This window comes from Fulvivirga ulvae (assembly GCF_021389975.1).
GTDB classification, from domain to species: domain Bacteria; phylum Bacteroidota; class Bacteroidia; order Cytophagales; family Cyclobacteriaceae; genus Fulvivirga; species Fulvivirga ulvae.
The window spans coordinates 55,953-79,284 of the sequence record NZ_CP089981.1; the positions used below are offsets into that span (position 1 = coordinate 55,953).

The 23,332-nt window shown below is 41.5% G+C and carries 20 protein-coding genes; 5 read left to right on the forward strand and 15 right to left on the reverse strand.

The features are described 5' to 3' along the window. Positions 1–13: 13 nt before the first annotated feature. The 12 genes from LVD17_RS00255 to LVD17_RS00310 all read right to left on the reverse strand — a co-directional run bounded on the left by LVD17_RS00255 (position 14) and on the right by LVD17_RS00310 (position 13,668). The gene (locus LVD17_RS00255; protein WP_233763862.1) at positions 14–4,681 is read right to left on the reverse strand and encodes an N-6 DNA methylase; all 4,668 of its coding nucleotides are present in this window, start codon (positions 4,679–4,681) and stop codon (positions 14–16) included. A gap of 993 nt (positions 4,682–5,674) precedes the next feature. Continuing rightward, entirely contained in the window at positions 5,675–6,550 is an 876-nt protein-coding gene (locus tag LVD17_RS00260; RefSeq protein ID WP_233763863.1) for a hypothetical protein, read from the reverse strand. Between the two features lie 136 nt (positions 6,551–6,686). Further along, positions 6,687–7,493: a hypothetical protein gene (locus LVD17_RS00265; protein ID WP_233763864.1), complete on the reverse strand. Its 807-nt coding sequence runs from the start codon at positions 7,491–7,493 to the stop codon at positions 6,687–6,689. A gap of 127 nt (positions 7,494–7,620) precedes the next feature. Then, positions 7,621–8,736 (reverse strand): RES domain-containing protein, encoded by a 1,116-nt coding sequence (locus tag LVD17_RS00270; protein ID WP_233763865.1) that lies wholly within the window; start codon positions 8,734–8,736, stop codon positions 7,621–7,623. 463 nt (positions 8,737–9,199) lie between these two features. After that, the gene (locus LVD17_RS00275; RefSeq protein ID WP_233763866.1) at positions 9,200–9,511 is read right to left on the reverse strand and encodes a hypothetical protein; all 312 of its coding nucleotides are present in this window, start codon (positions 9,509–9,511) and stop codon (positions 9,200–9,202) included. A gap of 9 nt (positions 9,512–9,520) precedes the next feature. Next, positions 9,521–10,687, reverse strand: coding sequence for a glycosyltransferase (locus LVD17_RS00280; protein WP_233763867.1), 1,167 nt, complete (start codon positions 10,685–10,687; stop codon positions 9,521–9,523). 11 nt (positions 10,688–10,698) lie between these two features. Then, a complete protein-coding gene (locus LVD17_RS00285; RefSeq protein ID WP_233763868.1) occupies positions 10,699–10,980 on the reverse strand; it encodes a hypothetical protein in 282 nt (93 codons plus the stop codon). Beyond that, the gene (locus LVD17_RS00290; protein ID WP_233763869.1) at positions 10,977–11,441 is read right to left on the reverse strand and encodes a hypothetical protein; all 465 of its coding nucleotides are present in this window, start codon (positions 11,439–11,441) and stop codon (positions 10,977–10,979) included. Before LVD17_RS00290 ends, LVD17_RS00285 begins: the two co-directional genes overlap by 4 nt. Positions 11,442–11,468: 27 nt before the next feature. Next, the gene (locus LVD17_RS00295) at positions 11,469–12,878 is read right to left on the reverse strand and encodes a helix-turn-helix domain-containing protein (protein ID WP_233763870.1); all 1,410 of its coding nucleotides are present in this window, start codon (positions 12,876–12,878) and stop codon (positions 11,469–11,471) included. 29 nt (positions 12,879–12,907) lie between these two features. Beyond that, positions 12,908–13,105: a hypothetical protein gene (locus LVD17_RS00300; RefSeq protein WP_233763871.1), complete on the reverse strand. Its 198-nt coding sequence runs from the start codon at positions 13,103–13,105 to the stop codon at positions 12,908–12,910. Continuing rightward, positions 13,087–13,377: a hypothetical protein gene (locus LVD17_RS00305; RefSeq protein WP_233763873.1), complete on the reverse strand. Its 291-nt coding sequence runs from the start codon at positions 13,375–13,377 to the stop codon at positions 13,087–13,089. Before LVD17_RS00305 ends, LVD17_RS00300 begins: the two co-directional genes overlap by 19 nt. A gap of 6 nt (positions 13,378–13,383) precedes the next feature. After that, the gene (locus LVD17_RS00310; RefSeq protein WP_233763875.1) at positions 13,384–13,668 is read right to left on the reverse strand and encodes a helix-turn-helix domain-containing protein; all 285 of its coding nucleotides are present in this window, start codon (positions 13,666–13,668) and stop codon (positions 13,384–13,386) included. 249 nt (positions 13,669–13,917) lie between these two features. Here LVD17_RS00310 and LVD17_RS00315 point away from each other — a divergent pair, with 249 nt between their 5' ends. Beyond that, complete coding sequence (locus tag LVD17_RS00315; protein WP_233763876.1) at positions 13,918–14,142, forward strand: hypothetical protein; 225 nt, start codon at positions 13,918–13,920, stop codon at positions 14,140–14,142. A 2-nt stretch (positions 14,143–14,144) separates the two neighbouring features. Here the strand turns inward: LVD17_RS00315 and LVD17_RS00320 are convergent, their stop codons facing one another. Continuing rightward, positions 14,145–15,608, reverse strand: a complete 1,464-nt coding sequence (locus LVD17_RS00320; RefSeq protein WP_233763878.1) for a hypothetical protein — start codon at positions 15,606–15,608, stop codon at positions 14,145–14,147. A 1,155-nt stretch (positions 15,609–16,763) separates the two neighbouring features. On the opposite strand from LVD17_RS00320, the gene LVD17_RS00325 reads away from it, so the two are divergent. Continuing rightward, positions 16,764–17,027: a hypothetical protein gene (locus LVD17_RS00325; RefSeq protein ID WP_233763880.1), complete on the forward strand. Its 264-nt coding sequence runs from the start codon at positions 16,764–16,766 to the stop codon at positions 17,025–17,027. A 1,457-nt stretch (positions 17,028–18,484) separates the two neighbouring features. Continuing rightward, positions 18,485–18,910 (forward strand): hypothetical protein, encoded by a 426-nt coding sequence (locus LVD17_RS00330; RefSeq protein ID WP_233763882.1) that lies wholly within the window; start codon positions 18,485–18,487, stop codon positions 18,908–18,910. A gap of 331 nt (positions 18,911–19,241) precedes the next feature. Here the strand turns inward: LVD17_RS00330 and LVD17_RS00335 are convergent, their stop codons facing one another. Continuing rightward, entirely contained in the window at positions 19,242–19,790 is a 549-nt protein-coding gene (locus tag LVD17_RS00335; RefSeq protein WP_233763883.1) for a hypothetical protein, read from the reverse strand. 133 nt (positions 19,791–19,923) lie between these two features. Beyond that, positions 19,924–20,574, reverse strand: a complete 651-nt coding sequence (locus LVD17_RS00340) for a hypothetical protein (protein ID WP_233763884.1) — start codon at positions 20,572–20,574, stop codon at positions 19,924–19,926. Positions 20,575–20,925: 351 nt separating this feature from the next. Between LVD17_RS00340 and LVD17_RS00345 the strand changes: the two genes are divergently transcribed. Further along, a complete protein-coding gene (locus tag LVD17_RS00345; RefSeq protein WP_155172093.1) occupies positions 20,926–21,807 on the forward strand; it encodes an AraC family transcriptional regulator in 882 nt (293 codons plus the stop codon). A gap of 423 nt (positions 21,808–22,230) precedes the next feature. Beyond that, complete coding sequence (locus LVD17_RS00350; RefSeq protein ID WP_233763885.1) at positions 22,231–23,322, forward strand: SGNH/GDSL hydrolase family protein; 1,092 nt, start codon at positions 22,231–22,233, stop codon at positions 23,320–23,322. Positions 23,323–23,332: the final 10 nt, after the last annotated feature.

Sequence of the window (23,332 nt, forward strand, 5' to 3'; positions counted from 1 at the left end):
TTGTTCAGAAAAATCATAGTCCTGTTTCTATTTTGAGTTGTTGTATAACTTTTTCCAAGGGGTGCATAATATGGCTGGATACCCTTTCCCATAGTTCGCTAAAGCTGTTCACCATACCTTCCAGTGATGGGGCTTCACTTTTGAGCGGGGCAACACCGGACGGCTCAGCCTTGCGGCCTGCTACCAGTATCAGCATCGTTTTTTCGATGGTGCCTTGTTTGTTGTATAGGTTGTAGCTGTTCAGGTTGATCACATCATCTACATAATAGTGACGGTACAGCCAGTTAAAAAAAGGCCGGTACTTGGCAATGAACCCATCATCATCGAAATAGACGTGTCCCATGATGATAATTGCGGCCTTTCCGCTGTCTTTCATACAATGAAGGGCAAGGCCTGCCATCATGTGTTCCAGCCGGATGTTCCTGGCAAGCCCAATTTGGTTGTTGAAATACCTGCGGATGATTTCTTCCTTGTTATACTTATCATCTTCCCACCGACTGAACGGGGGATTGGTCACTACGACATCAAAAGACTTTGCCATCTCCGAAGGAAAGGGTTCTGCCGCGTTGTAGTTGGTGATGGTTTTAAATCGCTGGAATTTCAAAGACTCCAGACGGGTGGTGTCGATCTCATTGGCGTGTACTTTTCGCGGACTGGCACCAACTAACAGCAATCCGTTGCCCGCAGAAGGATCAAAAATGCTTTGGGCTCTTTCCATGTCCGTGTATTGGGCTATTATAGCACCTATGGGACAAGGGGTGCTGTATTGCCTGTAAAGCTCCTTGGAGCTGTCAGAATAAGCATAAGAAGGTTGGATTTTCTCCCAAAAGCGGATCATTTGGTTCAGCCTGACAATAAAGGGAACCTTTTGCATGTAGATCATCGCATACCAGATCAGCCAGCTTAATTCAACGGCTTCCCACATCATGCCCGTATTGGGGACAGAAAGCTGCTTGGCGAGTTTTTCGATCTGCCCTTTGGTAGCACGTTTGCCCTCTGAATACATATCATGCATGTGCGCGACGACCAGGTCAAGCATTTCCTGGTGGGAGAGCAGGGTTTCGCGTCCCCCAGGGGGTTCCGGGGCTGTAAACTCCATTTGTTCAAAGCCTGGCTGTGGCTCTTGTGTTCGTGCACCGCCATGCTCTTCAATGAACCTGACCACTGGCTCTACCCAGGGGTGCAAGCCCCGGACTGACACTGCAAAGGCATAGCCTTGTTCTTTCAAGGGATTTCTGAAAGTAATCACGCGGACACCTTTGCCGATCCACAACCAGCCATCTATAAATCCGTCAGGGTTTTCAAAATATTTCCCTGTTGCTGGCCTGGCTTCTGCGTCCATAAACTGCAACAGCTCCTTAAAACGATCTACGGTTTTGAAATCAACTGTTCCCCAACCGTAATCTTCGGCTGGAAGGTAGAAAAAGTAGCCTTCCGACTTTAAAAAGTCTCTCATCTTAGGATGACTGTCCAGAAACGAGGGAGAAATATTGTCCAGGGTCAGCCTTGACTGTGCAACCCGGATGATCTTTTGATAGGTCTCAAAGCTTATTTCGCCATCAGCAACAGCCGATAAGCGCTTTAGAAAATCCGGTGTTAACGCTGGGGAGTCGCCCGTGTAAACGGGGTCTATGTCGATGTCCTCCAAAGCAGGTTCGTTCTCCTCGCTAGGAGGTAGCCCGGGTTCTTGTAATGCATCAGGTTCAGGTTCTTCCTCTTCTCCTGGAAGTGGCTTGAAATCTTCAACTACATCAAGTTCGGGTGCTTCATTCGGGGCGGGGACGTTTTCCTGCTCCTGGGACTTTTCAGTTTTTTCACAGGCGCAAGGGACACCGGCTACACCGGAGGTCTCCGCTTCACCAGTTTCGAAATTGTAGTACAAAAAGCCCTTGCCCATTGGTTTGCCTTCAAACAGATCACCTAGTGTGTGAGGCATCACCAGCCCGAAATCTGTTTCCAGCTTCGCTGCCTGGTCCAGCTTACCTTCCGGGGCAATGATGTTCGGCTTCTGTCCGCCATTAATGCCTATATCCAATGCTTCATGACCTAGTTTAAGCAGGGCATCAACCGTGTCTAATAAAAGATCAAGGTCAAATCCTACGACGAGGTCACCGGCTTTAAATATTGCAACACGGTCAATATACCAGAGCTTAGTCTTTTTAAGGGCTCTAAGGAACGATCGCAGTGAGGGTACATTTAGCTTTGCTCTGAAATCATAACTTTCGGGTATGATTCCCTTCTTGTATGTGACGTATGGCCGGTTGACTCTTAAGATCTCTACTTCCTGCCGGCTGGCTTCTTTCAATTCACCGGCCATTTTCAATATGCCTTTGCGACAACTTGGCGTGATGCAGTATATGCCCCGATAATCTGTCTCCTGCTGGCTGATGAAAATCATTTTGTGCCCATCACTGGCCACTATACCTTCATCGTCAAAAAACACACCCATGAGTTGAGGGTGGTTTGTCTGTCTACTGGTAAATTTTGCCAATAGTTTCACAAAATCTTTGTCCCTTGGATCTGGCTTCCAGTCTACAGGTTTTACTTTTCCGGCACTTTTGAACTTGTCAGGAATAAGTTGCCAAAGGTTGTTCGACAGGTTTTCCCTGAAATCCTTTGAGGCTATCAAAACACCGAGGTCGTTAATATTCCGGGCAGCTAAAACTTTACGTACCTCCGGCTTGCCCATAGTTGTTAAGGCAAAGGGCAACAAATGGTATTGCTGGCCTTCCTGCAACTGGTTGAACAACTCTTCAAGAAAGTCTGCGACGACCTCCGGGTCATCGTCAGATTCCTTGGGTTCAGGAGAAGTAGTTTCCTCTGGAGTTACAATAATTTCTGAAGGAGCAGTTTCCTCTGGGGTAGTTTCGGTTGTTTCCGGAACCGTCTCTTCACTATTGGAGAGGGGTTCAGGCGTTTCCTGATCTTCCTGTCCACCACCTTGATCATTGTTACCCTCCGGGGAGCCGGCAATACCTGTAGTTTCTGGCTGGCCTGTTTCGAGGTTATAGTATAGATAACCCCTCCCGCTGGGGTGGCCTAGCTTTTGATTGCTATGACATTCCACAAGTGCATAGCTACTCTCATGTTTTATGGCCGGGGCAAGCATTCCCTCCGGGGCAAGCAACATCGAATTCGTATCGCGGCTAATGCCGATCTCCAGGGAGTTGTGGCCAAGCCTAACCATTCCGGTCAGGCACGCAAGCATATGGTTAACGTCAACCCGGAAAATGGTATCGGCTTTAATTAAAATAAACCGCTCTTCGTACCATAGCCGGGTTTTTCTGAGTGTTTTAAGAAAAGCCTGCAATGATTGGCCATCCACCCTGTAGGTAGCCAGAAACTCGGCCGGAACGGACATCCCTTTAAACTCCGGCCCCGTTAGGTGGACTTTTAGGGCTTCGACATTTTCCACTTTCTCTGTTGTATCATCCAACTGCAATGAATGCAGGTTGCACCTATAGGTCATACAATACGCACCCCGATAAGGTGGATTGGGGGAGTAGACAAAAAACTGCTTATAAAGATCGGTGGCAAGAATGCCCTGATCTTTAAAAAATACTGCCATCAGCAACCACAAATCTGATTTGGTGCTGGTAAAAGGTGTCATTATCCTGGCAAGCCCTTTGTCCAATGGGTCGGGCTTCCAGGTGACAGTTTCCTCTTTGGCAGTATGTTTCAGTTTATCAGGTACGAAGTCCCATAAGTTTTTGGGAAGGTTTTTCCTAAAACCATCAGATCGGATCACATAGCTCCAATCGGTCCAACCCTCCTTAAGTGACCTCTTCCTGACATCTTTCCTGCCCATGGTAAGAAGGGCAAGCGGCAGCAAATCATACTGCTGTCCTTCCAGCAATTGCATTCTAACATTGCTTGCAAAATCTTCTGCCACGTAAGTGTTTTTTAACTTTTCAGCGGTGGGGATCTCTGTCTCATTGTTCTCTGTTCCTTTTGGTTCTACATTGCCATCGGTCAGTTCTATGCCTTCACCGCTGGCAAATTCAACAATAGCCGTCAATGCCATGCCCGTCATTTTGTCCTTTGTAGGGCTGGCATCGTTGGCAGTTCGTTCTATGTCAAGTAACCTTTTCAGGTTCCCTAACGCAGACTCTAGGGCTGATTTCCGGTCTGGGTACACGGGACTGTTTGTGCTGGGGGCGTAAGATTCTCCTGTATAACTGCCAAAAGCCTTGGCGTGGGTTAGCCCGTAGCTGTACGTCCCGTCTTCCCGTTTGACCAGTTCAATCGAAGCTTCATATTTTGCTTTTGCCGGTATGGGAATGATCAGTTCCTCATAATTGTCCCCGGCACTTTCACGCGTATAAACTCCATGTTCATTATGGAGTGTCTTTTTGATGGCTTCGGCTTTCCCGGCATCCTCGCTCGTCAGGTCGGCTGCCGTGATCACTTTGCCTTCTTCCAGCAATACCCTTGCCTTTTTCTGGTAATTCTTCGGAGTTACCAGGCTCTCGATGAAAGCATCACCATAACGCTTCTTGCCAAAAGAATTGGCTATTGTCCTGGCTTTAGGCGTTGATGGCTCAAACACTACAAAATTCTCACGGCCTTTACCTCCTTTTTCATTTCTGAAAATAAAGGTCACGTAGCTGAACTGCTTGTGGTCAATGTTCTCCTCCGAAGCTTCATAGCGAAGCTTAAAGGAAGCATCTCCTTTCATCATACTTGTTTAGTCTTAAGGGTATCTCAACGCCTTTTAAAAGGCGGATGGGCCTGTCTTATTTGTGCAGGCTTTTGTAACGGTTACTTTCTTTTACCATGAGATTTTGAAAGCAGGGCTGGCATTCGACTTTTAAGGAATGGCCGGTTTGAAAGTCCCGTTGAATTGTCTGTTGTAAATATAGAATTCGGTAAGTAAAATTCAATAACACCAAATTGGGCGACCGGTACAAAAATTTTATCCGTTTGGAATTATTTATTTTATAAATATCTATATATCAGATAATTACAAGTTTAAAGTTTACGTAGCAGGCGGTGTAACTTTTGTTGAAAAAAAATTGATGCACTGCCTTTAGGGAGACCAAAAACAGGCTTGCAGCATGACTTTTAGACCTCTAAATGTAAGGTAATAGTATGCACGGCATATAAATTGAGCCGTTTATCTGGTGCATGGCCTCTTTGGGGTTACCGGATAAGACGACTATTGTAAGCTGTAACGCTGGTCGAACACTAAATATCTCAAAAAGAGATACTTACAGAACACACTTGACTACCAGTAAAACTGTAAATATCTGATAAATAGACGCATATAACCGTTGCAAGGCGATAGAACCCGTTGTAACCGACCGAAAGGTGACCAGGCTAAAAATGATCACCTGTAGCATACTACAACTTTTACATCATTTTTAGGGGGTATAATGCCGGGTATCGCAGCAATGTACCAGTACCCTCATAATTCTTTTTATTCTTTATAAGACAAGCTTTAACATTTTGGCTAACCCGCATCTTCCAGAGCCATAAAAAAGGCTTTCGCAACTTAAAGTATAAATAAAGAAACTTATTCGCAAACACTTTGTTTACTCAAAATATCCACCTTTAACTAGCTTGTTGATTCACAAATTGTTAGACATTAGGCTTCCTATTTCCATTACAGTGTCCGATGTTTTTAACTAGAAGTGAAAATAGATGCAATTCATTGATGTGTGACTTAAGGACCCTAAACCCGGAAATATTGGGAATAGGTTGAAATATCAAAATATTTGCCATCCAATTTATTGAAGGTATTCAAATACTTTTTTTCAATTCTACTGACAATCCATAAAAAGTAACCAAATATCCCTTCTATAACTAAAGTCAATAAAATTAATAGGATGCCTTTGAGAGATGTGAGATTGCTTATAACTAGTGCTACCGAAAATCCGATTTGAGGCACTTCATTCGCTCTCATTGGCATAAAATGAAGAGGATAAATTACTGTAAACAGTAAACCAATGGCAAGAATATAAATGGTAACCTTAATTGGGGCAAGATTGCCCTTTGATGCAGTTAAATCAAGTTTTACCTCATTAAATTTTTCTATTAATGTGTTACTCTCTATTTCTAAATGATTAATCACTTCTTTTTCTTCATTAAGATTATCCCAGATACCATTTGGTGGAATATCTGAAAAAGGCATAGGAGGCAATGTGACAGACACGCCCTCATAATCTATTTTTCTGGGTTTATACTGTTCAATTCTTTCTTTGAGCAATTCCAGACCAGATTCTGTTCCAAATAATTCTGGCTTTGTCTCACGCATTTTCGGTATCATTTCATCATCGGATAACTCGTCAAAATCTCCTTTTGTTATTGCATCTTTTATACTACGGCTATACAGAATTGTTGAACGATCATACCACTCAAAATGTCTGGCTGAAATCCGTTTTGTTAGATCATTATATTTAATAATCAAATCATTAATGATCTTGGCATATTTTTCTTCCTTTTCACCCTCCCCAATCAATTTTGAGATTATGAATGCTCCAAGTATGGCAATAAGCGCTGCAGCACATTGGGCAAAAGCTGCAAAGAACCAATTCCAGTCTAAAATCATGCTATTTCTGAATCATTTTGGATTTAAAATAAGACTAAACTCCATAAGAACAAATTCTGATCTCCAGGACAGAGACAACAGCTCTTCTGAACTAAAGGGATGATTTTATAATTTTGTGTGCACGCCTCTCAACCTGTTAGGTTTGGGAATCGTATTTTCCTGGATATGGGCATTCTATAAAGCCAATATTTTGCTGGGCTAAAGTTTCTTTAAATTCATTGTTAGGGCATAACACATAGTATTCGCCAGGCTGATATACTTTGTATAAATTGATCTGTCTTATTAGCTCCCCCAAAGATTTGATCTCGGTCTTCACCTCAATGTAAATAGTGTGCTTGTGAGCTTCAAATCCAAACTTCAATCTATCTTCTTCAATACCTACGTAGTCCCTGCTATTTATACGTTCATTCCTTTGCAGGCCATAGAGGTAAAGTTTGGGTATATTAAAAGATGCGGCGTAATCTATAAATCCGATTCCATACTTTGCAACATTATTTGTAGTAATAGGTAATTCCCATTTTTTTTCGATTTTTCTTATAAATGGGCACTCTGGAATAGAATGATTTCGTTTGAAGTCATCAATAAAGGCAAGCTTTTTTTTCGCCAACACCGTACTATAAGAACTCTCATTGTTACTATTGCCAACATGATCCTCAGAGGATGACTTGAGTGATTCACGAAGTGAAAGCGCATTCAATGATGTATCCACTCTTCCTTCCCTTTCAATAAGATTATTCTGATAAGTAATCACCTCGTCAAGTCTCTTAAATTGATCCTCTTTTTGAATTTCAATCTCATTTTTAGTGGGTCTAAAATAGTGATTAACAACAGTTTCTATATTGTTGTCAAGCCATAACATCAGATCATCGTGCAAAGGTTTGCGCAGATCATCATCAAGAAAGCCCAACTTTTGTTGTAGCGTTTTTGCTCTTGGAGTTGCCATATTTTAAAGTTTTGCATTTATGAATTTCATTCAGTAATAGTACTGGATACTAAGTAAAAAACCGAAACACTCTCCTCCCAACTACAAATAAGAAAAATCGAACTTCCTCCGGCATCTATTTCTTTTTCTAAGACCCACTTAACTTATACGGCTTCATATCTCTCAACAAATGTTCCATCTGACCGAATGCTGTTTCGGAGTAATTTTGTTTCTTGTCCGAAATAAGTTCAAGCTCATAAACATCTGGATTAACTTCAACAGAAGCACTAGCTTGTTCTGAAAACCGCCCATATGGCGCGGCAAATTGTGTTAGATGCATGGGTAGTACACTTGTAACTTTAAACAGGGTCAGCAACTCCTCACAATAGCCTACTGACTGATCATGTGTCTTTACAGGTATCGCTATATTGTATAAATGTCCTCGATGTCTATGAACGAGAGGATTAATGTGAGTTGACGAATATTTGACGCCATCCAATGTATTTTTATTTATCCATTGGAGCAACAATTGGGGTATTATATATTCAGCCTTGAAAGGGACGTGCCTATCAGGGGATTTAATAGAACACGCTGCAACAAGTGGCCATACCATAACAAAATAAAGCAGTTGAAATCCATGTGCTTCATTTCCCTTAATTAAATGTCCATTTTGATAAATATCATTGGTTAAATCAAGCAATCTTAATTGTCTACCATTTACAAATCTTGCAGTTTGAATAAAGTGAGCAGGTGGTCTCCCAAGCTCTTCCCATGCTACAAAAAGTGAATTCGAAAGATAGAGCGTTGGCAAACCTGGTATACTGAATCGTTGCGTAGCCACTCTTTCTCGCATATGAAATGGTATATGAAATATCTCCTTGGAACTTAAAGGATAATTATTATCAACCTCTCTTATACGGAAGAAACTGGAAAGACGCGGTATGTTAAATTCCTTATCTAAATAAGACATCACTGCACTCAATTTTAATGTCTTCGAGAGGATTTCGTAAGCTTTATGAGGAGCACCTTCATAGTATTTGTTAACCGTTTCTTTTATCCCGTTGACCAATATATTACTTCTTCTTTTGAAAAGCTGCTCCTTAAAAGGAATCCCGTCAATAGTACCGCTAAGATTATTTGATTCCTGAACAAGCGTATTGAAAGCTTCGAGTTTTTTAAATAAGAATTCACGAAAATCATGCCCTTTTTGTCTAACTAAAGGCAAATTGGTTAGTTCATCTTGTATAATTTGAGTAAACGTCATATTCCAAAATGGATTAATTTGTTGTAATACCAAGTCAACAAGATACAAAGACCAATAAGCCCGGGCAATACCTAAGGTTGGGCATTTTTATGTGAAAGCAACCAGTAATTCGGAATTTGCTTGAACCCGTTTTTCACTTACCGATCTATATCATCTGTCTCAACGGAAATGAATTTTATATCATTCCCTTGCAGAACAGGCTGAACCCTGCTTCTTTTAAAGCTGCCTTAAGATGTCGAAAAACCATTTGTCTCAACTCCTCAATGTTCTCCTCCCATGATTGCCAAATCAACTGGAAAGCCAGACAGACTAATGAGGTCAAATAAAAAAGGTTTAATTGTCTGAAAAATAGTTTCTCCTTGACACCTTATAATCGGTTGGAGGCAGTGGTCATGGCATTCTTGCCAGAGGAAGAATGTACCTGCGCCATAGGACAGGTACATTGTAACTGTTGTATTCGTTATTAGTTACTCAGGACTTCCTCAATTATAAGCAGTTCGGTGCTTTCTTTCAGAATACCTTCCTTACCTATTGTTGATTTTAGCCTTTCGTAAACCTCATCAATCCGTACAATGATCAATTCATCATTCATCAACGGCCTCATTACCTTTAACAGGTAAGCCAGTGATCGGTCATAATTGCTTACCAGATTGATATCCGAAGGTACTATAGGGACATTAACCGATATTGCCCGTTCCATACGTATGGAATTTTGAAGAAACCATATATAAGCAGCCTTTAGTTTTGGTGTCCCTAAAATTTCATCTACAGTCATAGTTCTTGATTAAATAAATACCCTTTCGAAGGTCTTTGAAAAAACTTTCGTAAAACAGTGGTTCTTCCAGGCGGATTCCTGCGCTGCTGAACCAATCTTTTTTCTCAAGTGCCTGTCCATAACCAAAGCAATAATTTTTTCCTGCCACTCTTGCGATGTCGCTGCCAAAAATCCGGTATGACCATCGACAATAACATCATTGTACTGGCCGTTGTTGCTGGCCACTACCGGGACACCCAGGGCGGCGGCTTCAAGGTATTTGATCTCCGACTTGCCGCAAACATTAAAATCTATATCCAGGGACGGCAGGAGCAGAATATCGGGATCGAGGTAGTGAAGTTTGGTAAAGTAGTCTATAAAGCTCACTGAACGCTCAAATCTGCATATTATTCCTTCTAAAAGGTTGTCCCCGGATGGGCTTTTGCCATTCCACCCGAAAAATGTAATCCTGACTTTATTCCCAAAGTCATTTAGGACACTTCTCAGCACATCCACAATACTGTTAAAATCCGCATAATGGTTGCCGCTGCCCGTCAAAAGTATATGGGTTGATTCGTTTTCATGCTCGCGCTCCAAAGGCACCTCCTGAAAGGTATAAGGGGAAAGTACGTTGGGTAGATGGAGGAAATAGGGCAGGTTTTCCCTCCCGGTTTCCTGTAGTTTTTTCTTGTAGTACGCTAAGAGGCATTTGTTTGGGGACGTGATCAATTCTACTTTTAGCAGGTTGATTATCAGTGATTGCTTATGTACCTCGGTGACCTTTTTGAATGCTGTACTGCCTCTTGGTATTTCGTGATAGTTCATATCCATATCCATGATAAACTTAATGCTACTTTTCACCCGCTTCATACCATCGATAAAATAAGCTGCATTGGTCAGGATCGCTGGCAATACTATATAGTCTGCCCATTGAATAAGCCTGGCATCAATGATATGGTTGTAGTCATCAAATGATTTGTTGTAATTCCATTTTAGGATTTCCGTAACAATAGCTGAATGGGTACGTGTCCGGTTCAGCTCCAGGGCTGGCAGGATCATCCTGTAGTATCCGGATCCAGACAGGCACGGGCCTACAAACAAAACATGGATTTTATTGTCGCGCCTGCACTCGGGATATTTATCTAAAAAGGAACTCGGTGCCGTTAATTTTCTGTATAGTGCTTTTACTTCTCTCATTTGATTTGGATTTAAATTTCTGATTTTTTGCCCCTGATATATTTTTCAATTAATTGGCCTGTCTCCAGGTCATATATTTCCACTGACGTTGCCTGCTCTCCGTAGATTTCCACCTTCTTTCGAAGCCGTTTGAGCCCCGTTTCCCTGTTTCTGAACTTTGAATAGCGGCTGCGCCAGTCAATAGAGTACATTGTCCGGATGTTTGAGTCTGCGAACCAGACGATCATCTTGCTTAGGGAGTGTTTGATGAGCTTCCAACCACCGGGCGGCACTTTTTCTATCTTCTTGCTCATTTCAGATATTTTATGAGTTCCTGAAGGGCAACACGTCTGATAAGAATGTTTCCCTGGAAGGCATGAAGTAGAGGGGTTGTCCTTCCCATGCTGATGACAAACTTTAGCTGGTCTTCCGGCATATCGTTCTGAACTGCAAATGACTCGATGTAACCTGCAATACCTGTAATCATCTTTGCATCAAGGCTGGGGGTATAAAAGTTTCCGGCAAAGCATTTCACCAGTACGTTAACTGAGAGAGGAAAAATCTTCCGTTTTTCGACTATCCACGATTTTAGCTGTTCCTGTTTTTTGATCACCAAAAAATGGTCATCGCGGGTAGTGCTTGTCCTGGCAGCTTGATCCTCAAAGAAGCTCGTTATGTTCTCGTTTACCTGCGCTTCAATGCCAAACGGGTCAACTGTTATTTTCTCCATGTAGCCCTGCAGCTTCTTCCGGATTGAGGGTTTCTCTGTTTTCATAGTTTTATGATTTATGTAAGTGATTATTTATTTTTTAAGTAGCTCGGGCTTGATCACGGCGGCGTAAAACTCCTCCAAAAGCCCGGGGTGGTTGAGTTTGGCAATCTGTCTTTCACAGTCCCTGAAAAGCCTCAGGCTCAGGGCCTCCTTTTGTGAACCTTTCTTTTTGGCTTTTGAGAGCCTGCGGAGCTGGGCACGTAACACTGATTTAGCCTGAACCTCCTGTTTACGCTTTTTCTGCTTGTCATACCATGCTTTAGTGCCTCTGAAGCCGGTAGGATTGTTGACAGAAAAGTATCGGTCAGGAAGTTGCACATACCGTTTCTCCGGGTCTTTGGCAATAAACCTGGCTGCCATTTGGACACGTTCAACGTACATTTGGTGAATCTTTGGCAATCTGTCGGTGCTTACCGGCTCATAGAATTTCATGATCTCACGTTCACCGGCTTCAAGTTGGCTATCGGTCAGGAACCGGTCTTTGTACAATACTTCTAAAGCCAGGCTCCAGAGCTGGCCACAATACTTTTTGAGAAAAGTGCTGCGGGCGCCATGGTCGTCGTGTTCTTTGCCGTCTCTGGTCTCCCGCATTTCCTGCACTTTTTCTCTGGTTTCACGGGCACCGCCCGGCATGGCTCCCGTTTCCTGGACTCCAGCCGTGTCGTTGCCAGTTATTATTTCTTCAGCGCTGATATTTTTTTTCTGTTCAGCACAAGGTTTTTTTGTTTTACTGAGCTGGGACTGATTTTGGCCTGTAACTTTTTCTCTGGTGTATCCTGATAAAACTTCCTGTTCAGTTACTTTTAACTGAATTTCAAGTGGAACTAGCTGTTCAATGTGCTTCTTAACAGGGTTATCAACACCTGTGAGCGTAGGCTCACGCCGCTTTAAAACGTTGCCAGGTACATTTTCAGCACTATCAGGCTGTTCTAAGAGACAGTTGTCAACAGCTTTTACTATATTATTTTCAATGTTACCAGTATCAGTAAGCGGACATTTTGTCCACTTAGGGTTTTTGGGACTTTGAAATTTGGTGGGGTTATCCACTTTTTTCAGTGCGCTTTCTTTACCTGCCTGGTGGGCTATCGAGAGCAGGTCGGGATTGATCTCCAGCTCATAATCTGACTGCGTGCCATGGAAAACCCTACGGACTATAACCCCGGCACTTTCCAGCTTTCCGATATGCCGCCTGATCGTTCGGGCAGATACCTGTGCCAGCGTGGCCAGTTGTGGGCTGTTTGTCCTCAGCGCCGGAAGCCGCTCCTGTCCGGACTTCACTTTCAGGTGGAACAGGGAGGCCGCATAAACGCGGATAAGCTCTTTGGCCGTCAGGATTACTCCCCCTCGCAACTTCTCCGAAAGGCTTTCCTGCTGTAAATTATAGGCATAAATGTGCCTGTCCAGTGCCCGGAACGAGCCTGAATAGTTGATTACTTGCATAGCTTTTGATTATTGTTTCGGTGTAGCTGTTAGCTGCCCTCCAGTGATTTTTTTATGAGCTGGTTGTAACTTCCTTCCTCTATGAGGATTTTCCCGTTGACGATGATGCCATTAATCCGAAAGGCTTCGTACCATGCTCGGATATCGTCGGCAGTCCAGCACCTATGCTCGGGGAGGTTCTTATATTTATCCTTTAGTTCCTCAAGGCTTAGATAGGTCTTCTGCATGGTATGTTGATCAGTTTGCCTTTCTCTACTTCACTCTCGTAAACCATCCAGGTGGAACCGTTGTAATAGGCACGTAGCTGGCCTCTTACACACTGCTCAATGACATTGATGTATTTTACACCGGTTATCTCCGAGAATTTTGCTGCAGTGTAAGCCTTCGGGGTATTTGGTCGGCTATTCAAATTTTTAAACCACCTTTCCATCTTGGACTGTAGCTCCATAATGTCACGTCTGGTAGCTGGCCTGTCCTGATCTTCCTTTCTCTTCTTCATACAAGGTCAGATTATATTTCTTTGTAAAAAGGCATTCATACTACGCTTGGAGTACATGTATTTCCTGCCGTGCAAGCTCGATGTGATTTCCCTCAGGTCGCGTAACTCGATGAGCTTGTTTTTCTTGACGTTTAGGATTTTCATTGCCTCCTGGGCAGATACCCAATCCTGCGTAGGATCCGTCGCCGAAAGCGCCTCGCGGATGGCATCCCGTGTTCCTTTCATCACCATCTGGTGGAGCTGTACAAGCAGCTCCTTATAACTTTCTTTCTCGATTACGATTACTTCCATTTTGATAAATGCTTTGTTGATGGCTGTAAAGAGAAATAATTTTTTTTACAATTTTGGGTTGTACACCTTTCGTGTTTTTCGTTAACCTTTGATATAAAACTCTGATTGACAGTATGTTGAATTGTGGATAAATTCTTGGATTTTTTTTCAAGCTACAGGTAGTCAGGCATGCAAAACAAGATTTTTTGCATATCACACCTTCAACTTTCTATATTAGGCAAATGGAAATAGAAGAATAGTTGGCAAAACATGGAAAGAAACATTTTAACTCAGCCCGCTGATGAGCTGGACGATGACCGCCTGGTGAGCTTTATGAAGCGGCACCAACTTCATAACCTTGAAGAGGTAATTAGCTATGGGGTTCCTGACCTCCGGGAGATGGAGGGGTTTGATGACTCAGTTTTACGGGGCCTGATGAATATACTACGTTCAGCCGGCGCTGTACACCGGCTGAACCAATGGCCTAAGAGATGAAACTACTTTAGTCGTTCCAGACTGTCAATAGCCGTCTTAAAGTGTGCCTGAACATTACAGATGGCTTTCTGGTCAATAACCCTGCTTTTATTGTAAATGCTACTTACAGAAATGGTGGCAACACGTTCGGTGCAAAACAAACTGCTCAATATTCGGGCAAATTCCATATCATTTATATTTCCAAACAGCCCCACTTCTTTCAATGCCCTGAATAGTGTTGCTAATTCTGACACCGTGCCGGGAAAAGTTATCTTAAACGTCTCCCGTGGTACACTGGCATCCTGAATATTACTGATCTGATTTCGACACCATGAAATCAACACTTCCCGGACAGGTGCATAATGCGGGTTGAAAACGAACTGGCTTGTAGAAGACAATGACTTGTACTTCTCAATACTTTCTTTTAGATATTCGATACGGTGGGGATCGCGTAGGTAATGCATCACCGACTCGTGTTGTTCAACAAGATAATATACAAATGGGTAGGCGTTATATCCTTCCCTGAAAAAGGCATCGGACACCAGGCCGGAAACATAGGTGCTTGAGCGGTCTCGATTTTCCCTTAAAATAACGTGTAGCTGGTCTATCAAGATTTCAAACAGGCAAATGCTGGACATGGGCATCTGGCTCTTATTATCCCCAAAGCTGGTGATGAACTCATGCACCACATCCTTTAGGGAATTGTCAATCAAATCGCTGCCTGCCGCTTCATATATGTAGTCGATCTTCTTATACTTATTTTTGATTGCAATACGCTGTAGGAAATAATATGACCTGCGCTCCAAATCCAGGTATTCCCTATAATTCGTATAGAGGTGAAAGACCATGCCTTCCAGATATTGCTTCATTAATTTGAACAGGTCACGTTCGGCCAGGACAGTGTCTATGATCAAATGCCATTCGGAGGATCCTGTCGGGTTGAAGTTTGTATCAATCAGGTTTATATACCGCTCCAGAAAAGACTGTATGTTTGACACATACTTTTTAACATCCTCTTTATCTGACAGGATAAATAATTTTCGATACAATGTATCTATGACACTGCGGTACTCCCGATCAAGCAAGAGGTTGTAATAATAAAACCGGCTTTCCAGGTTGTCCATTGAGGTGTGGTCGGTTTCCATCACCAACTCGAACTGGCTGGGATAATATTGGAAAGTATTGATAACTTTTCTATTGGCAGGTAAGCCGCTCGCCCTGGTCAGCAGATGCGGATATTTATCATTTCTGATCTGGTGCTTTGAATGCATAGGGTAGATATCGTGAAGCCCTTTAAAGTAATAGCTGTTTGCTTCAACGTATTCTATATGCTCTTTTGTAAAATAAGTGTGGTTATAGGACAAGAGCTTTGCCCCATTTTCAACCTCTTCGTTAAGTAGTTCTTTAAAATTCCTGACTTCGGTCATAAAAGGGTTCAGGTCACCCTCTATCATTTGGTGAAAAGTTTCAAGAAGTAATGTTTCCAAGCTCTCTGGGTTGTTAATAACGGTTAATGATCTGGGGCATAACGTTTTGAGCAATAAACTTATATAAAATACTACTCAAAATATTGAAATAAATAACAAAAAATTTACAAATCAGGATGAGCAAACTATTATAGTGTCAAACTAGTCGAGGAAGTAAACATGGAGCAATGGAAATATTAAGCACCCACTAAGAAACATCACGGATTACAGGCTTTGGATTTGGCGAACAACGCTGATTGCTTGGGTAAGATTTTTCTTTGGATGAGGGAAAAGGCCAGCGTTGAATGCGTCCGGCAGGAAAAAATTATATATCAAGAGAAAATTTTAAAACATGGCAAAAACCGAGCAAATTTCTGATTTACTGAAAATCATGGTAGACTTTACTATGAAATAAAACGCCATTAAAACACTGATTTACAATTATTTATATTCATTTTTTATTTTTGATATTTCAGCATAGTAATTAGATTCCAAAGCTCCGCTTCGCTGCGTTTGGAATGACGTGGTATGGGTTAGGGGTGGATTTTCTTGCTGGTGTATGACCTCACCCGGCGGGCGGGCTGTGGGTTAGCTTTAGCCGGCATGCCCTCTCCGACGCGGCCGACGCGGAGAGGGAGTTTTGACTTTGTTGCGATTGCTTCGGTTTACTTTATCACACTCCAAGACGAATGGAGCAAACTGCTATAAGCTCGTCATTCCAGAATTTTCGTGCATGAGTTGTGTTTTATGCAGGAAAGTGATGAAAATATCTGGAATCCCCTCGATCCGGGGCACCTTGCTGTACTTCACCGCTGTAGTATTTAGAAAGACCATATACTTCCCCTTCGTCCCTCTTCCCTACCGATGTCTCTTACTCACCATACCCTTCTCCTTCCCAGCGGATGTCTCTCGAAGAGGACTCCGCGACGATCGAGGCAGGCATCTCCACAAAAACTACTCCCCTGCATAACACTAGTTTTAGTTAAATCCCTATATTTGAAGTGCGAAACTTGTCATAATAATTAAACTTAATGGTGCTATTTGTAACCACTTGGCTAAAACTAAAAATCTTGGATAGGCATACGGGTGAAAGTCCCGCAGACCAATCAAAGCACCGCTTTGACGAGTTTCGCAGTGACCTATCCTATTTTTATTCACTTACTAATCCATTTTATTATGCGAAACTCGAATGGTCCGACAGCCTGCATCAAAGGCTCTCACTTAGAGCCTGTTGATGGCCCTAAAATTCTTAACCCACTAACCCCTGCTGAACAAGAATTTATTAGTTGTATTAAATTTCTGGGTATTGATGAATTAATCTTTTCCCTAAAAATGACCCACAATTTGGCTCTGTATCACACCGATCTAAGTATTGACCAGGAGGAAAAGAATGCTCTTTTTAATTTGAAGGTTCTTTGGGAGGAATTGGAGAAGCTTTAGGTTTTGGGGGCTGTTCTTTGGAATGGCCCTTTGTTTAATCTTTAGGCTTATCAAATAATAGACAGAAGCGGACGCTTGCGTCAGTGGAGTGACCACTAACGCTTAGCTATGATTTCAATTTTAAAATTTGTGGCAGACTTTCCAATCCCACGAAAATATCCTAACCTTCAATACTCCCCATTCATAGCATATTTTCCGTTTGTCCCCGTTTCAAGTAGTTCGGTCGTCTACCTAGATGTTCAAGGTTCAGGAGTTGCATGAAATTATCGAAATTCGAATAGTAGTGTGCGTGGAGAGTTAGTAGGGTTTCTCCAGTTCGTCCGATAAATGAGACAGTGTAGCCGTTAAAAAACCTATCTTTGAATCCGACAATTTCAGAAAGTTCTAGAGTCCGTTCATTTCTCGTTATGATGTTCTTGCATCTGAGTTCGTTGCTTGTCAATTCAACCGAAATTAACTGTGTTAGAATTCGTGACCATAGCCAAACAATGGTAAAGAGTAATATAATCACGAAATACGCCACCCAAACCCAATGGCTCCAAAAGTTAGGGTTGACCCCCTTTACAAATAGGTAAGGCAGTGCTAGAGAGAATGTTCCAATTAGCAGCAAAAAAAACGTCTGTCCTAGTATTTTGAATTGTAGTTTCATCTGTGCAAAATTCCGCCTAACGGTTTGGCTATACGCAGTATCCCTCAGGGTATTGTATATAGGTGTTGTTAGGCACGGTATTCATTCTACTTTGTTTAATAGTAGTGTCTGTCAAATTATAATCTACCTCGCCATTCTTTAAGTAAGTAAAGATAGGTCACGTCCGTAAATTTAAATACGCCAACAGTGAGATTTTCCGGGTCGTCCTATTTTACTTTTTTGCATGAGTATAAATGTCTATTTTCATTTTGAGCATCTATTGTTCCTAACATGGTTATAAAGTTATTACATTTATTTCCTATATAGTCGTTCATTATCAATTACCTGATATATAACAATATACCCATTTAAAAATGCTTACAAGCGACTACAACCGGATATATCAAACACTTGAATATACTCAATTTGCCAACACACCTACCCAAAACTTTCCCAATAGCACAAATACATACCAAATCTATTTTTCATAAAATCTATCTTGAATAAGAATAGGGTACGATAAAAGACAGAAAATAATCTTAGGCATGAGAAATCTTGCCTTTGAGGCTAAACACCTTCTGTCCCGATAGAAAAAATCGGGACATCTTCCTCAAGGGGGAAGTTAGTGTGTAGGTATTAGTCAGGTGGTGGGTCAGGTTTGGTTAGTGCTTTTTAGTTCGGGATTCCGGATATTTTCTCCGTTGCTCTGCGAAAATTCCGGAATGACGGTGCTATTTTTGATCTAACTTTACTAAATCCATTTTAATGTCGTCATCGAACAGCAGAAAAACTGAATGACTAAATATCTGAACATCATTAATAAATTGGTATGAAAACTATAATTGGCTTCTTGATATTCTTACTGACTTTTCAGACTGTCACAAATTCCGACAAACATGTTGGTAAGTGGACCGGAGAAGAAAGCGGAAAAATCATAAGCCTAACACTAGACAAAGAGGGTTTTGCTACTTTCGAAGTTGAAGGTCAAATCTTAGGTGGTAAATCATCGGAAAGGAAAGGAACTCAAGTCCAAATGACTTATGAGATTGACAGTTCGCAAACTCCACATTTTATTGATTTGATTATTACTGAGAAATCAACAGGCAATGAACAGGCTCGAATGTTAGGTATAATCGAATTCATTAATATCAACAAAATGAAGTTCGCAATAGGTAATAACCCAAACATCCGGCCGAATGATTTTAGCGAAAAATTCCTCCTCCTTGAGATGAGTAGTATTCAAGAATCAGATTGATCAATAATTTGGAGCAAGTGAAATTGGTGCCTAACACCGCCCAGCATCAATCGTGACACGTGTTAGATATTACACCGGTCAGGTTCAGCAGGTCCTCTTAAATTCGGGATTCCGGATATTTTCTCCTTCAAACATAGGAATGACGTGGTATAGGTTAGGGATGGATTTTCTTGCAGGTGTATGACCTCACCCGGCAATGGGATGTAGGTTAACTTTGGCCAGAATACCCTCTCCGACACGGAGATGGAGTTTTGACCTTACTATTACTTCGGTTTCTTTTAATGTGAGTTCATCTTATCATCAAAAAGATAACAACGCTCAAAGGAAATACTCACCCATCCATCTTCCTCAAGGTTATCTGGTTAATTCTTTTCTTTATCCAATTTTTCTTTAGAAGCTCTGAGGCATCACCAGGTATATCAATCCAAATTCCATTAAATTCATTTGTTAGGTACCACTCACCATTTAAGTCAGTAACTTCTTCCCATTTATCTCTGGACAATTTAACATCTTCAACCCTTGACTTTCCAAGAGTAATGCTATTAAATGATAACTTAGTAGGCCCATCACACCTGATCCGAATTCTATCAACGGTTTTGTAACCAAATAGTACCACATGAAGCTTCGAACCCTTCAACTTTATGAAGTACTGATGTGTAAACAAAGTTGAGCACCCCCCACTCCTCCACCTAATGCTTCTGAAGTTAAGTTTAGGTTCTTTATATGAATGCAATCTCAATTTTTTTTCAGCATCTGTAAAGCTTGTTTCACCCAGTTTTATCTCAAAAAATTGATTATGGGAAATTAATATATTGCTTTTTTGGCAATGAGCTACTTGTCCAGACATAGTTAGGATCATTAATATAACAAGTCTTTTCATATAATATTTAGCCCTGATCACATTCTTTTATTCCCTGCGGAAAGCAACTTCTTGAAGAGTATTAGGCTAGTATTCATACACTCCCTACCAAAAATCCTCTTTTATATCGGTTACTTAACTACCAGGTGAGGGTTTAGTGCATGTTATTTATCAGTGTATAAGAAATCCTCTTAATTTGACTATATTCAAGTCTTTCTAATGTTCTCTCCACTCGTTTTTTAAAATCTTCAATCTCTTCAATAGCCCGTTTAAGCTCTCTTTGAAATAGTGAAAAATCAAACTCATTTACTACCCTTTCTTTAGGAACGCTATCTTCTGTTAATTCAGAAAATTGGAGTTTATTGTTTAAAATTCTTAAATAGATCATAGGATGGCCAATCCAAACCTCTTTCCATTCAGAGGACGTTTCATTTATCACATCAATCCAGTTTTGATAATCACTTAAAGAAGAGCAACATTGAGGTTGTACAACGGGAACATCGTCAACAAAAATTACAAGTCCTCCGTCTAAAGGACATATACCTTCAACTTTTTCATTTTCAAGCTGTCCTTTTAATATTATTTCGAGGTTCCTATCAGATATTTTAGAAACTTCAATAAAGAAATAACCCAAAATGCAAGGCATTACAGCATCAATTCCAGAATCAGAAAGACTTTTTAGCCAATACTTATTCCATCCGTCTGCAAACTCCTTAGCAGTCCCATTGGGATAGTCATATTCTTTCTTTGCGTATTCTGAGGGACAAAGTTCTATTACTGGCTTAATTTTTATATTATCCTTCATTAATGTGGAATAACAACTAACTATTATTGACAAACCCCGAATGTAAGTAATTTACAGAAATTCATTTGTTGTTTTTGGGTTGGTCTTCCTTTATAAGGATACGCTAATTCAACACCTTCCCAACCATAAACCTCCAAATTTCACAAAATGCCCCACCTGCCACCTGTATTTTTTTATCAAAAAAGATGCAAAAATTGTCAAAAATGTGTATATATCTGAATATTTACTTTTATTTGGACAGGGCTTTTTATTTCAAATAACTGAATATCAGTTTCTTATATCGTTTTCAAAACTACACATCAGACCACTACTGCTGCTCTAATAGCTTGTTTAATAACATAATTTAAGTATATGTCGACGATCAGGAAAAATGTACATCGCGAAATAACTCCACTGGCGCCTCAGGATAGTTTTCTTGTATTTGAGCGGGTTAAGCAGCATTTTGATTTTCCCATTCATTTTCACCCTGAGTATGAGCTAAACTTCATTCATAATGGTAAGGGTTGCCGCAGGGTAGTTGGGGACAGCATGGAGGAGATCGATGATATTGAGCTGGTCATGGTCGGGCCCAATTTAGAGCACGGCTGGGAGACTTATAAATGCCAGAGTCCGAGCATACATGAAATCACCATTCAGTTTCATAATGACCTTTTTGATGAAAAAATGCTCTCCAGGCAGATCTTCAAACCGATCAGGGATTTATTTAACAGGTCGAACCACGGCATATTATTTTCTAATAAAATAGCAAAAGAGCTTATGCCGAGGATAGTCTCCCTATCCAAAATTGATAGCATAGATTACTTTCTGGAGCTTATTTCCATCCTTCAGGATCTGGCCAATTCCAGAAATCAAAGGTTGCTCTCCACCTATAGTTCGCGGAATTCTCAGTTTGAAAATAGCAAGCTGATCGAAAAGGTTTACACGTATATTCAGGAGAATTTTGACCGGAAAATAACCTTGACGGAAATTTCTGACCTGGTAAATATGAGTCCGGTTTCGTTTAATCGTTTTATAAAAAAGCGTACGGGAAAGACTTTTATTGAGTACACCAACGACACGCGGATAAGCTATGCCACCCGTTGGCTGATTGAAACTGACCTGAGTATCGGTGAGATTGGTTTTAAATGTGGGTTTAATAACATTGCCAACTTTAACCGCGTATTTAAAAAAGCTAAAAATTGCACCCCAAGTGAGTTTAGGGCGGAATTCCAGGGAATAAGAAGGGTTCTGTAGTTTTTCACTTCTGTATTAAGGTTTTATTCTCCCAATGTGTGCTTGTATGCAAGGGCGTGGTTTCTGTTGGCCTATTTCACCTTCATTTTTAACACTTAACACACTGAGTGCACATCTGACCTCAAGTGGTTATTTCATTTTTCGATGGACAAACCAGAGTAGGGTTCTGTCGGGGGACAGAACCGAGACTGGGGTAAGGTTCGTTCCCGATTAGTCGCCCTCGTTCTGTCAGGGGACAGAACGAGGGGAGATTCGGTTTGTCTGGGGACAAACCGGGGAATGAGAAAAACCGGAGAATGAGGGTGCAGAGGCTGATAATTGTTAACGCCGGGAAGGCCATTAAATCGTATCAATATTTGATGAATTAGGTCAAATAGAATAGCCCGCCATAAAGTAACTTTATTCGCTTAAAAATGTGATGATATGCGCTATTGTATTCTATTGTTTTTAATGGTATCCCTGCTTGCTTGTAACGAAAAAGAACAGGAAGAATCGAATTCTCTCAAAAATAACGAGGTCTCCCCTTATTTGTCTAACGGTCGGGTCGAATTGCTTGCCGATAGTACAATTGCCTTAATTGGTTCCGGCTCTTCTGTGGAATTTATGGCTGAGGGTGACTCGGTAAGTATTCATGCAAGGTCGAGGGAAGCATCCCATAGTTATATCGTGCTGGAAGTTGATGGCAAGTACATGGGGCGTTTCAGAGTTGGGCAGGATGATGAAATTATTCCGCTGAAGTTAGACAAAAAGCAATCCGCAATTGGGGTTTATAAGGCAACAGAGGCAGCTAATGGTACTGTTATATTTCTTGGGGCTGAAGCTCAAAAAATATCACCCATTGAAAAAAGCAGCAATGGATTCATTGAGTTTATTGGCAATTCGATCACATGTGGCATGGGTGCCGACACCACAGATTTACCCTGCGGATCGGGGGAATGGTTTGATCAGCACAATGCCTATCTGGCGTATGGGCCGCGGGTAGCCAGGGCGCTGAATGCCTCGTTTAAATTAAGTTCTTTTTCCGGTATCGGTATGTACAGAAACTGGAATGATGAAAATATTGACGAACCCATCATGCCGCAGGTTTATGAAAACCTGTACCTGAACACCGACAGCTCCAAAAAAGCCGATTTCACTGTGCACCCTGATGTGGTAAGCATATGCCTGGGTACCAATGACCTGTCGGACGGTGATGGCGTAAAACCGAGATTGCCTTTTGATAAAGAAAAGTTTATTGGTAACTACACGAAATTCGTAAAAACCATCTTCAGCCATTATCCGGATACCAAAGTGGCTTTATTAACCAGCCCGATGGTTTCCGGTGCAAAAGGTGATACCTTGATGGCGTGCCTGAAGAAAGTCAAGGAAAACTTAGGTACAGATGCTGTATCAATTTTCGAATTTGCTGCGGTTTCCCCTACAGGATGTACCTGGCACCCTATTATAGCAGAGCATAAGCAAATGGCAGAGCAGCTTGAGCCTTTTTTCAAAGACCTGCTCAATGATCAAGAGTGATGCTATATTT